General features: G+C 38.3%; 8 protein-coding genes. 5 read left to right on the top strand and 3 right to left on the bottom strand.

Annotated elements, in window-relative coordinates; all coding sequences use genetic code 11:
- The first annotated feature begins 116 nt into the window (after positions 1 to 116).
- Together ftcD and ELS83_RS10015 are read left to right on the top strand one after the other, a co-directional pair.
- Positions 117 to 1,817: a glutamate formimidoyltransferase gene (gene ftcD / locus ELS83_RS10020; protein WP_171595433.1), complete on the top strand. Its 1,701-nt coding sequence runs from the start codon at positions 117 to 119 to the stop codon at positions 1,815 to 1,817.
- 219 nt (positions 1,818 to 2,036) lie between these two features.
- Positions 2,037 to 2,693 carry a hypothetical protein gene (locus tag ELS83_RS10015; protein WP_171595432.1) on the top strand — a complete coding sequence of 219 codons (657 nt, stop codon included), beginning with the start codon at positions 2,037 to 2,039 and terminating at the stop codon, positions 2,691 to 2,693.
- 61 nt (positions 2,694 to 2,754) lie between these two features.
- Here the strand turns inward: ELS83_RS10015 and ELS83_RS10010 are convergent, their stop codons facing one another.
- A complete protein-coding gene (locus tag ELS83_RS10010) occupies positions 2,755 to 4,077 on the bottom strand; it encodes a M48 family metalloprotease (protein ID WP_171595431.1) in 1,323 nt (440 codons plus the stop codon).
- A 341-nt stretch (positions 4,078 to 4,418) separates the two neighbouring features.
- Here ELS83_RS10010 and hutH point away from each other — a divergent pair, with 341 nt between their 5' ends.
- A complete protein-coding gene (gene hutH, locus ELS83_RS10005; protein ID WP_171595430.1) occupies positions 4,419 to 5,909 on the top strand; it encodes a histidine ammonia-lyase in 1,491 nt (496 codons plus the stop codon).
- An 8-nt stretch (positions 5,910 to 5,917) separates the two neighbouring features.
- The gene (gene hutU, locus ELS83_RS10000) at positions 5,918 to 7,918 is read left to right on the top strand and encodes a urocanate hydratase (protein ID WP_249414436.1); all 2,001 of its coding nucleotides are present in this window, start codon (positions 5,918 to 5,920) and stop codon (positions 7,916 to 7,918) included.
- A gap of 482 nt (positions 7,919 to 8,400) precedes the next feature.
- Here the strand turns inward: hutU and ELS83_RS09995 are convergent, their stop codons facing one another.
- Positions 8,401 to 9,489 carry an acyltransferase family protein gene (locus ELS83_RS09995; RefSeq protein ID WP_171595429.1) on the bottom strand — a complete coding sequence of 363 codons (1,089 nt, stop codon included), beginning with the start codon at positions 9,487 to 9,489 and terminating at the stop codon, positions 8,401 to 8,403.
- A gap of 73 nt (positions 9,490 to 9,562) precedes the next feature.
- Positions 9,563 to 10,144 (bottom strand): ankyrin repeat domain-containing protein, encoded by a 582-nt coding sequence (locus ELS83_RS09990; RefSeq protein ID WP_171595428.1) that lies wholly within the window; start codon positions 10,142 to 10,144, stop codon positions 9,563 to 9,565.
- Between the two features lie 257 nt (positions 10,145 to 10,401).
- On the opposite strand from ELS83_RS09990, the gene ELS83_RS09985 reads away from it, so the two are divergent.
- Entirely contained in the window at positions 10,402 to 12,462 is a 2,061-nt protein-coding gene (locus tag ELS83_RS09985) for a helix-turn-helix domain-containing protein (RefSeq protein WP_171595427.1), read from the top strand.
- The last annotated feature ends 57 nt before the right edge of the window (positions 12,463 to 12,519 follow it).

The following is a 12,519-nucleotide window of genomic DNA, read 5'->3' as shown; positions in this document are numbered from 1 at the left end:
ATAGTATTGTTAGGTATCAAACTTAGTGATAACTTTACACAATTAGAAATTCTATTACGATTACTCGAGAAAAGTATATAGGATAATTTAAGCAACAAATTTAGATCTAAATCAATATGAAGCAATTAATCGAATGTGTTCCTAATTTTTCTGAAGGGAACGACATGAATATCATTAAGCAGATTACAAACGAAATTGAATCTGTTGAAGGCGTAAGCCTGATTGACGTTGATCCGGGAAAAGCTACCAACCGTACTGTAGTTACCATGGTTGGAACTCCTGATGAGGTTTGTGAAGCAGCTTTTCGTGCTGTAAAAAAAGCAGCTGAATTAATCGATATGAGTAAGCATTCAGGTGCTCACCCTCGTTTTGGTGCTACTGATGTTTGTCCGTTGGTTCCGGTTGCGAACATTACAATGGAAGAAACAGTTGAGTATGCGCACAAATTGGCTCAGCGTATTGGTGAAGAAGCTGGTGTACCTGTGTATTGTTATGAGCATGCTGCTCGTAAGCCAGAACGTAAGAACCTTGCAGTTTGTCGCGAAGGAGAATACGAAGCTGTTAAGGAAAGAATCGGAACAGAAGAGTGGAAACCAGATTTTGGGCCAGCAGCTTTTACTGATGCTGTAGCCAAGTCGGGTGTTACTGCTGTTGGTGCTCGTAACTTCTTAATTGCATATAACTTCAACTTAAATACTACTTCTACTCGTCGTGCCAATGCAATTGCATTCGACGTACGCGAGCGAGGTCGTACCAAGCGTGAAGGACATCCTATCACAGGTAAAATTGTAAAAGATGAGAACGGTAAACCAGTAATGATCCCTGGTACTTTGAAAGCAACCAAGGCAATTGGGTGGTTTATTGAAGAATTCGGAGTGGCTCAGATCTCAATGAATATGACTGATATCTCGGTAACTTCTATCCATAAAGCATTTGATGAAGTGTGTGCAAAAGCTCAGGCTCGTGGTATCCGTGTAACAGGATCGGAGTTGGTAGGTGTTGTACCATTGAAAGCAATGTTGGATGCAGGAAAGCATTACCTACGTATGCAAGGTCGTTCTACGGGTATTGCCGATCGCGAAATCATTAAGATTGCAGTAAAATCTTTAGGCTTGGATGAGTTATACCCATTCGATGCTGATAAGAAGATTATCGAATATATCCTTGAGAATGAAGCGAAAAAAGGTCAGAAGAAATTGGTTGATCTAAACCTGACTGAGTTCGTAGAAGAAACCGCTTCTGAATCTATGGCTCCGGGTGGAGGATCAATCTCTGCTTATATGGGTGCTATGGGTGCAGCTCTTGGTTCAATGGTAGCTAACCTTTCTGCTCACAAACCAGGTTGGGATGAGCGTTGGGAAGAGTTCTCTGATTGGGCTGAAAAAGGAAAAGAATACCACACCAAGCTTACCTGGTTGGTTGATGAAGATACCAATGCCTTCAACAAAATTATGGATGCGGTTCGTATGCCAAAAGGAAGTGAAGAAGAAAAAGCAGCTCGTGCAGAAGCAATGGAAGAGGCTACCAAGTTTGCAACTATGGTTCCTTTCCAAACTATGGAGCTTTGCTTAGGCTGTATGGATGTTTGTAAAGCAATGGCTGAAATTGGAAACCCTAACTCGGTTACCGATGCTGGCGTAGGTGCTTTGGCTGCTCGTTCGGGTGTAATTGGTGCTTTCATGAATGTGAAAATCAATGCTGCTGACCTTACAGATAAAGCATGGGCTGAAGATATTATCGCTAAAGGACAAGCGATTGTAGACAAAGCTGTGGCGAACGAAAAAGAAATTGTTGATATAGTGAATGCTAAGATTTAATTAGTGAATTACTATGTTGTTGTTGAACCTGTCAGGAGTCTGGCAGGTTTTTTTTGTTCAAAACTATGGGCTTCTATGCCCTCATTTGAGCGAGGGTATCGAGCTAGATTGAATTTGCAGCCTTAGAAATAGCGGATGCTCAAATCATACCTTTTATTTTATATTATGCTGGATATAGTGTATGTTTAATAACTTTATGAAAATTAAGCTTCGACCATAATGAACAAAATAATTAAAATAATAGTCTCAGGGGCTATAGCTATAGTAATGTCATATGTTGTATTTTTTACATATGAAATTGTGGTATATGCTCATTCTTCTAGTTGGGAGAAATGGAAGGAGTATACTTGGCTTATAAAGGATGCCGAGAAATATGTTGAAATTGGACATAGTAATATTAGGAAAAGATCAGTTCGTTCTATCATCAGATATAAGAAGGATTATCGAATAACAATTTGGGAGTTTAAAGATTTAGGTGAAATTGATTTAGATAATATTTTCTATAATGAAAAATTAACTTTAGATGAAGTTAATATTAGGTCTGGAGAAGTATTTAATCCAAAGGGAAAAAGTAGAGTAAAAGTAAAATATGGATATTCTTTTAATAAAAGATTTAAGCTACACATAGATAAACGATCAGAAATACATAAAAGATTTGAAGGAACTAATTATAAAGGTTTTTCTGCCGATATATATAAAATGTCCTTTAGTAATAGATGTGGAGAACATCAAATTCTTTTTGATTATCAAGAAAAAATTCCTTCAGTTGTTGTTTTATATAAGGCAAGAGGGAGTTTTTACGTGATTATTATTGATTCGAGTTCCCCTAATTATCCTATTCATTGGACTGCTATTAATTATTTGAGTTTAGAATAAGCAGTACCCTATAAAATGAGAGCCTCATATTTAGATGAGACTCTCTGAAAATAACTTTTTTCTAATTGATTCTTTTTTGAAGTTTGGCAATCATTCTTTTGGCCCATAAAGTGTCGTCCGATTGATCTTGCGCAAAATACTCTTCATATCTAAGCAAGGCTTCCAAGGCATACTGATCTTCATTCAGCCTGAGGTGAATCAGGGCTCTTTCCGACCAGATCCATGGCAATTCTGATACAGCATTCTTTTCTGCCATATCAAGTATTGTTAGAATGTTTTGATTGTCCTCCTGACTGTATTTGGTATGACGAAGAGAAATTGCTTTTAGCAAATACGACTCTCCCGAAGTCCATTCAGACCCGATAGAACGCTCCAACAATGGCAGTGCCTCTGCATAGCATTCATTGGCAACCAGTAGTTTTGAATTGGTTTTTAAACAATCCGAAATGTTGGTATCGTAGTTTAAATCTACCAGAGTCATCTTTATGCCACCAGGAACGAGCTTGTACTTTCTTTTGTTTAGAATGTTTTCGAAGCGATTTTTTAGAAAGAAACGATTCTCGGCAAGTTCATGAATGGTTCCCCTGTGCTGATTTTCATAGAATTGTAAACGTCTGATTGCCTGGGCAAGAGCATATGGGTTTTTCTTGTTTTCCATCATCCATTCTTGTGCAATTTCATCTGCTTCGTAGGTTCTTGCTTTGTTATAACCTACACCAAGCGCACTTAACACGCCGTATGAAAGCAATTCCGAGCCTGCTCCCACAAAACTTCCCAGGTATTCAGCATCCCAAAAGCTTTCTCCTTTGTCCATAGCGTTTGCAGTACTGGCAATATACACTCCGGCCCCAATAATTCCGGCAATGGTTCTCTTTGTTTGCAGTGCTGAATACGCTTCTACATTATGGTCGAGGGTTAAATGAGCAATTTCCCTGGCTAAAATCGCCATCAACTCATCTTCCGATTGAAGCAGCGAAAGCATTCCTGTACTAATAATAATGGTTCCATTTGCAAAAGAGAAGGTTTCCGGAATAACAGATTTAATCATTTTTACATTCAAATGAACCTTTTGCTGTTCTGGAAATTCTTTAGATCGAATTTGATGTACCAGTTGGTACAAATAATCTTCCAGTTCCGGATCAACATAAAATGCATCCTGAAGTTCCAGTTGAATCAAATATTCCTGCGATGCATCGTGCAAGAGTTTACGATTCTTGTAGTTCCAGTGATGATTGTGAAGAGTGAGTTGGTAATTGCCTTGTGCAATTTCTTGTGAACTGGTGTTGTCCATCCAGATTTGAGTCCAAAAACTAAAGTTGGTTTTGTTTGCCATGCCATTAAAACAGATGAGTAATAGCACGAATAAGGTGAGTTTTGTTTTCATTGTTTATCGTTTTTATAGTGCTGGTAATAACAAAAATTATTCCAAATATGATTAATTGAACTTCTAAAGTAATTATATTTTATGATTAAGTAAAATAAATTTAAATAATAGGTTATCAGCTTTGTAGCTAAGTGTGCGATTTTATAAAAGTAAGCCCTGTAAATTCGCAGTTAATAGGGTGTTAATATTATAAGTAAAATATAAAGTATTGGGATTTTAGAAGGTTTGATTCTGATAAGTTTTTAATGAATGATAACTGTGGGTTATTATATCTTGATAAAACTAGTCTTGTTGGGTATTAAAATAGCTTTTACATTTGCAATAAATAAAATACAAGAACAATGTTTAAATACGGGATAGATCGACTAACAGTTGATAAAACAATACAGATTGCTCGAGGTGAGCTAAAAGCTGTCTTAACTGAAGAAGCTATTGCAAAAGTAAATGAGTGCAGAGCTAAGGTTGAGACTATGGCGAATTCAGATAAAGCTGTTTACGGTGTAAACACTGGTTTTGGACCACTTTGTGATACTCAAATTTCACCTGAGGAGACAAGTAAGCTTCAGGAGAACTTGATTATTACCCATGCGGTTGGTGTTGGTAATCCAATTGGCAAAGAGTTGTCTAAAATCATGATGATTTGTAAAGTGCAAGCTTTGTCGCAAGGTTTTTCAGGGGTTCGTTTGGAAGTTATCGAACGTATTTTATACTTCATTGAAAATGATATTTTACCAGTTGTTCCTGAGCAAGGTTCTGTAGGAGCATCGGGCGATTTGGCTCCATTGTCGCACTTGTTTTTGCCATTATTAGGTGAAGGTGAATTCTGGGTTGGAAAAGAGATTCTTCCTGCCAAAGAGGTGTTGGCTAAGCATGGCTTGGAACCAATTAGCCTTGCTGCCAAAGAAGGTTTAGGCTTGATTAATGGTACACAGTTCATTTTGGCTCACACCATTAAAGGTTTGCACAGAATGGAATATCTGCTAGACCTTGCAGATGTTGCCGGAGCAATGAGTTTAGAAGGCTTTATGGGAAGTGCAGCTCCTTACAAATCTGCACTACACCAAATTCGTCCTTTCCCGGGAAATATAAAAGTAGCAGAGCGCATGCGCATGTTGCTTGATGAATCGGAAAATCTTGAACTTCACAGCAATTGCGAACGTGTTCAGGATCCATATTCATTGCGTTGTATTCCTCAGGTACATGGTGCTTCGAGAAATGCATTTGCTCATGTTAAGGAAATGGCAGAAATCGAAATGAACTCTGTTACCGATAACCCAATCGTATTGAGCGAAACTGAAGCAATTTCGGGTGGTAATTTCCACGGGCAACCATTGGCAATGGCAATTGATTATTGTGCATTGGCAGCTTCGGAATTGGGTAATATTGCCGATAGAAGATGTTACTTATTGTTGGAAGGTAAATATGGTTTACCTCGCTTATTGACCTCAAGTGGAGGATTGAACTCTGGTTTCATGATTCCTCAATATACTACAGCGGCTTTGGTTACTGAAAACAAATCATTGTGTTTCCCACCATCAGCTGATAGTGTTCCAACTTCTTTAGGACAGGAAGATCATGTTTCTATGGGAAGTATCTCTGGACGTAAATTCAACCAGATTCTTGGTAATCTAGAAAAGATTTTTGCAATCGAGTTGATGTATGCCGCACAGGCAATTGAATTCAGAAGACCAAACAGATTGTCGGATATCATCGAAAAGAACTTTGATATCATCAGATCTAAGGTGGACAAATTGGAAGACGACCGTGTATTGAAAGATGATATCAATGCAATGGTTGAGTTTGTGAAAAACAGAGCGTTTATCGTGAAATAGGAGAGAAAATGATGACATTTCAAGAACAAATATTACAGGGGATTCCATCGGAATTGCCTGCAAAAAAAGCATATCCAAAGGATGCCAACAGAGCTCCTAAAAGAAAAGATATTTTAACAGTAGAGGAAAAGCAATTGGCCATTCGCAATGCCTTGCGTTATTTCCCTGCAGAATGGCATGCTGAACTGGCTCCTGAATTTGCACAGGAACTATTAGATTTTGGCCGCATTTACATGTATCGCTTCAAGCCTGAATACAAAATGTATGCAAGACCAATCGAAGAGTATCCTGCAAAATCACAGCAAGCTGCAGGTATCATGTTAATGATGCAGAATAACCTTGACCCTGCAGTAGCTCAACATCCTGAAGAGCTGATTACTTACGGGGGAAATGGTGCGGTTTTCCAAAACTGGGCGCAGTACTTGCTTTGCATGAAGTATTTGGCTACAATGACCGATGAGCAGACCTTGCACATGTATTCAGGTCACCCAATGGGCTTGTTCCCATCATCGAAAGGTGCTCCTCGTGTGATTGTGACCAACGGTATGGTAATTCCAAATTACTCGAAGCCAGATCATTGGGAGAAATTCAATGCGCTTGGTGTATCACAATATGGTCAGATGACCGCGGGTTCTTTCATGTATATCGGACCTCAGGGAATTGTTCACGGTACTACAATTACTGTTATGAACGCTTTCCGTAAAATCTTGAAAAAAGGTGAAACTCCATCAGGAAAAATTTTCCTGACAGCAGGTTTAGGTGGAATGAGTGGTGCGCAGCCAAAAGCAGGAAATATTTCGGGCTGTATTACCATTGCAGCTGAAGTAAACCCAAAAGCAGCAACCAAACGTCACGAGCAAGGTTGGGTTGATGTCTTGGTTGATAATATGGACGACCTGGTGAAGCGCGTAAAACAGGCGCAAGCCAATAGCGAAGTGGTTTCTATCGCTTACATTGGTAATGTTGTAGATGTTTGGGAGCGATTCGATCAGGAAGAGATTTTTATTCATGTAGGTTCCGATCAAACATCATTGCATATTCCATGGACAGGAGGATACTATCCTGTTGATGTAAGTTTCGAGGAATCGAACCGATTAATTCGCGAAGAACCAGAAGTGTTCAAGGAAAAAGTTCAGGAATCCTTACGTCGTCATGCAGCAGCTGTGAACAATCACACTGCGAAAGGAACCTATTTCTTCGATTATGGAAATGCATTCCTTTTGGAAGCTTCAAGAGCCGGTGCTGATATTATGGCTGAAAATGGCATCGATTTCAGATATAAGTCATACGTTCAGGACATTTTAGGTCCGATGTGTTTCGACTATGGTTTTGGTCCTTTCCGTTGGGTTTGTACTTCGGGTAAGCCAGAAGATTTGGACATGACCGATGAAATTGCAATGAATGTATTGCAGGAAATCATGGAATCGTCGCCAGAAGAGATTCAGTTGCAAATGCAGGATAACATTACCTGGATTAAGGATGCAAAGAAAAATAAAATGGTTGTTGGGTCCCAGGCTCGTATTCTCTACGCCGATGCTGAGGGTAGAGCAAAAATTGCTGAAGCATTCAACAATGCCATTGCCGAAGGTAAGATCGGACCGGTAGTTTTGGGTCGTGATCATCATGATGTAAGTGGTACTGATTCGCCATTTAGAGAAACTTCGAACATTTACGATGGTAGTAAATTTACTGCCGATATGGCCATTCATAATGTAATTGGCGATAGCTTTAGAGGAGCAACCTGGGTATCCATCCACAACGGTGGTGGTGTAGGTTGGGGAGAAGTAATCAACGGTGGTTTTGGTATGCTGCTTGATGGAACTCCAGAGGCCGATGCTCGCTTGAAAAACATGTTGTTTTACGATGTAAACAATGGTATTGCAAGAAGAAGCTGGGCCCGAAACGAAGAAGCAATGTTTGCGATTAAACGTGAAATGGATCGTAGACCAGATTTAAAGGTTACTCTGCCTAACCTGGTTGAAGATTCATTGTTAAAAGACTTGTTTTAGGACAAGCAGATTCATTATAGATTAGTAAGGCTCAGGGAAACCTGAGCCTTTTTTGTTCATCCCATCATCTCAGGATAGCTATTGAAATGAAATACGGATTGATACGGTTTGGGCGTTCCCTCCTTCGTCGGTCGGGCTTTCCGTTTCTACTCCTCGCTCGTTCCTCGCTGTGGGGTATTCACTTCAATCCCTAACGCAAAGTAGGCAATCAGTACTTCGTATTCCGAATAAATAACTCTACAAGCTGGTATTTTTACTTAAGCTGATATTGCCTGTTCAATTAAGAATATTGTATATTACGGTACTCTGTACCTACATTCATAATAATAATATCTTATCTATAAAGATTATGGTGCTCTGCACCAAAATGTAAAATCAAGCAACAGACTTGCGTTATACTTATAGATACTATTTCTTGTTAAAACCTAAGATGTAGAGCACCCTTATATATCCTTCCTAAATTATTACGAAGACAAATTAAATTAATGTATTTCTTGTGTTTTCAATTCTAATTTTTGTTTGACTCTAATTTTAAGTCCAAACAAAGGTCGCAATACAATACTTCGTTTTATCACAAATTCGTACAATACAAAGCAAGCAGCAAATGTAAACAGGTTAATTAGTACGAACTGAAGAATTGCAGGTATTTGTAGCGGTACTATGAAGTAAGATGCAGCATACAACATTGCCATATGTATAATATAAACCGGGTAGGCTGCCTCGCTTAAATAGCTCAATGTTTTACTTCCTTTGTTTAAATACTGGAAAGCAAAACCAAAAATTGCAAATATCCAGAGATTCGACTCAATGGCCATAAGATAGTTTGGCGATTGCAATTCGAAAACCAACAAACGAGTAGTGTACATGCCTACTGCCAAGGCTAATAAGTACCATTTCCATTTCATCAAAGATCTTCGAAGTGTTTCTCCGGCAAGGATGAAAATATAACCAAAGAAAAAGGCCAATAATCCCAGTATAAATCCATGCAAAGTCATGGCATACATTTCAAAAGGATTTGGATTAACCAGAATGGCTTCCAATACAAAAGGAATCATTACAAAGAGCAAAGCCAGTGGACTTTTAAACCATTTGTTCAAGCTGCTTTTGATCCTGAAATGATTTTTTTTCATGTAGAGGAAAAGTGGCAATAAAATCAAAACATAGGCGAATATATTTCCAAGGAACCACAAATGGCTTGGATTGGTCATGTATGCCAGGTCCTGATTGTAAAAAGATTTCCAGATCAGAAAATGCAAAGGAACAATGCAAAACATTCCAAACAGAAAGGGAATTAATATTCGAATGCTGCGTTCCTGAAGTAATTGTGCGCCCGATCTTTTGCGCATGGCAAAGCAAACTCCCATTCCCGAAACGAAAAACAGCAATGGTATTCTCCAGATATTCAGCGCAGACATCGGAATCCAAATGCTTTCCATTGAAGTATCGCTTTTAATAAAAGCTAAAAATGGAGCCCAGGGCTGAAAAACAATGGCAATGTGGTAGATCAATAACAAAGCAATGGTGATCACTCTCAGCCAATCAATATCGTATCTTCTTTCTGTTGTTGTCATGATTTCTATGATTTACCAGAGGGCATTTTGCCCCCTGAATTTAATGGTTTACAATTTGTCGGCAAAATAAGAATTAGCTTTGCTTGTTCAGCAATTCAGCTACCTCAGGTCTTGCCTTTTCAATTCTTTCAAAATTTAATCTTAATCCCAGAGGTCCCAATTCCTTATTAAAGAACTCGTAAACACCTTTAACTTGCGTAAAAGGAGCCGAAACGCTTTCTAAAGCAGTGGCACCAGCATTGTTTTTTATATTGGTATCGGCACCCTTTTCAAGAAGAGCTTTTACAATTTCTGTTCTGCAAAAGAATGCTGCAACATGAAGGGCGGTTGAGCCATCATTGTTTTTAATGCTTAAATCAGCATTTGCATCGATAAGTGCCTTTGCAACTTCGGTTTTGCCGAATAAGCATGCTGTAATTAATGGGGTAGACCCGCCAATGGGTTCTTTGCTATTTAAATTGGTGCCCGCAGCAATGTGCTGTTCTACTAATTTTAAATTTCCCATAAAAGTAGCCGCATGAATATCGGTTTTAGGAGCTTTTACCTTCTCAGCCTTTACTGTTGTGTCTGATTTTGAATTCTTGTTTTCGCATGAATAAACTGCTAATACAAATAGGAAATACATTGCGAATGCTAATAATTTATGTGCTTTCATTTTTACTGATTTTTAGTTCAACATTTGTTTGATGTAAAGGTCTTTCAAATCATGATGCAGCACATATCATTTAAAAATCGAAGAATATAAGCTTTTGAGAATCAGTATAAATTATGGCGCATAGGTATAAAATATGATGCAAGAAGCGATTTTTAAGCACCAAAAACCTCAGAATACAACAGAATATCTTGCTGAATAATCTTGATATTATTTGTATCTTTTTCCCGATTTATTGATGACAATTTTACCCCACTATAATGACCGATCACTTATTTGAAGAGAATGAATTTCTATTAAAACTTACCTCACTTGTTGAGGACAACTTGTCCAACGAAAGTTTTGGAGTATCCGAATTGGCTGATGCAGTAGGAATGAGTCGTTCCAATCTCTTGCGAAAAGTTAAAAAACAATGTAATCTTTCTGTGAGCCAGTTTATCAGGCAAATAAGACTAGAAAATGCCAAAGAAATTTTGCTGCAGGGCGATGCAAATGTTTCAGAAGTTGCCTACCAGGTTGGTTTTAGCAGCACATCTTATTTTATTAAATGTTTTAGAGAGTTGTATGGATATCCGCCAGGCGAAACCGGAAAGCACGAAGTAGTAGAAGAAACAAAAGAGGAAAGCGAAGCTCGAAAACCAAATTCGCGCAAAGGTACTATTGTCGTAATAATTGCTGTTTTGCTAAGCATACTCTCTACCTATTTTATTTTGAATCCAATTCAGTTTGGCGATAATGAGGTAGATAAATCGATTGCCGTGCTACCCTTTAAGAACGACAGCAAAGATTCAGCTAATGTGTACATTGTAAATGGTTTAATGGAGTCGGTTTTGAATCACCTGCAGAAAATCGAAGATGTAAGGGTAATCAGCCGAACTTCGGTAGAGAAATATAGAAATTCGAACCTTAGCATTCCCGAGATTGCCAAAGAGTTAAATGTAAGCTACTTTGTTGAAGGAAGTGGTCAGAAAATAGGCGATCAGATCTTATTGAATATTCAGCTCATTAAAGCCAGTAACGACACGCATTTGTGGGCAGAACAGTACGACAGGCAGGCCCAGGATATTTTTAAATTACAGAGAGAAGTAGCAAAAAAAATTGCAAGTAGTGTAGAAGCCATTATTACACCCGAAGAAGAGGAGTTAATGGACAAAACACCTACCGATAATCTTGAGGCATACGATGAGTATTTAAAGGCTTTGGAATTAATGCGACAAGAGAAGAGAGAGGTCTTACTTGAAGCCATTGCTCATCTTGATAAAGCCATTGAACTCGATCCTGAATTTGCACGTGCTTATGCATTTAAGTCGATGGGCTATTATTACTTAGATATTTTTAAGGCTGAAAAATTACATGTCGATAAGGTGGTGGCTAATGCCGATCAGGCCATGTTATACGATTCGAAGGATTATCAAAGCCTAATCGCAAAAGCTTTATCCTACCTCGCAAAAGGGGAGAATGCTGCGGCCATTCCATATTTTGAAAGAGCTTTGGAGTATCAACCCAATTCTGCTTACGTATTAAATAACCTATCGAATTTCTATGCGAATTTTATGCCTAATTCGGAAAAATACCTCGAATATGCATTACGAGGAATTCAACTGAATATTGCTGCCAACGATTCTGTAACAGCCAGCTATATCTACTTACATATTAGTAATGCGCTGATACAAACTGGCTTTGTGGAAGAGTCAGAATTATACATTAATAAATCTCTTGATCACAATCCGAACAATTTGTTTTCGGAATATTTAAGAGCCTTTGTTTTGTTGGCTAAGAACAAGGATTTGGAAGAAACCAAACAACTTCTGATTACTGCCTGGAATAAAGACCAAACACGCCTGGATATTCTCCAGGAAATCGGAAAAATTTGCTACTACCAACGAGACTACCAGGAAGCCTATAAGTATTACAGTATTTTTGTAAAAGAGCGAGAAGAGCGAAAATTGGATATCTATGCCGGAGAAGATTCTAAAATTGCTCATGTTTATAAAGAGGTAGGAAAATACCAGGAAGCCAAATTGTTGTTTGATTCGTACAGGGAATTTGCCAACACACATACTTCCATCTACAAACATTTAAGTTTAGCAGTTTGTGCCGTACAGGAAGGAGATAGGGAAAGAGCTTTTAAGGAGCTGGAACGATTCGCCGAAGAGGATCAGTTTTCATTTTGGGTGATCCTGTTTTTAGAAGATGATCCTTTGCTGGAGGAAATAAGTGATACCAAAGAGTATAAAGAATTTATGCAGGTGTTAAAAAAGAAATTTGATCAACGCCACGAGCGCTTAAAGAAGGTACTAAAAGATAAAAAACTGATTTAGATGATATCAAAAAAAAGGATTTCCAATTTTGGAAATCCTTTTTTTGATTTTATTATT

Source organism: Marinifilum caeruleilacunae (assembly GCF_013141825.1).
Lineage (GTDB): Bacteria > Bacteroidota > Bacteroidia > Bacteroidales > Marinifilaceae > Marinifilum > Marinifilum caeruleilacunae.
The sequence above is the reverse complement of the archived record's forward strand: the minus strand, read 5'-3'. Positions and strand labels throughout refer to the sequence as shown.

Excerpts from the sequence above, each read along its gene's own strand:
- ftcD (WP_171595433.1), top strand. The coding sequence starts at position 117 with ATGAAGCAATTAATCGAATGTGTTCCTAATTTTTCTGAAGGGAACGAC.
- ELS83_RS10015 (WP_171595432.1), top strand. The coding sequence starts at position 2,037 with ATGAACAAAATAATTAAAATAATAGTCTCAGGGGCTATAGCTATAGTA.
- ELS83_RS10010 (WP_171595431.1), bottom strand. The coding sequence starts at position 4,077 with ATGAAAACAAAACTCACCTTATTCGTGCTATTACTCATCTGTTTTAAT.
- hutH (WP_171595430.1), top strand. The coding sequence starts at position 4,419 with ATGTTTAAATACGGGATAGATCGACTAACAGTTGATAAAACAATACAG.
- hutU (WP_249414436.1), top strand. The coding sequence starts at position 5,918 with ATGATGACATTTCAAGAACAAATATTACAGGGGATTCCATCGGAATTG.
- ELS83_RS09995 (WP_171595429.1), bottom strand. The coding sequence starts at position 9,489 with ATGACAACAACAGAAAGAAGATACGATATTGATTGGCTGAGAGTGATC.
- ELS83_RS09990 (WP_171595428.1), bottom strand. The coding sequence starts at position 10,144 with ATGAAAGCACATAAATTATTAGCATTCGCAATGTATTTCCTATTTGTA.
- ELS83_RS09985 (WP_171595427.1), top strand. The coding sequence starts at position 10,402 with ATGACCGATCACTTATTTGAAGAGAATGAATTTCTATTAAAACTTACC.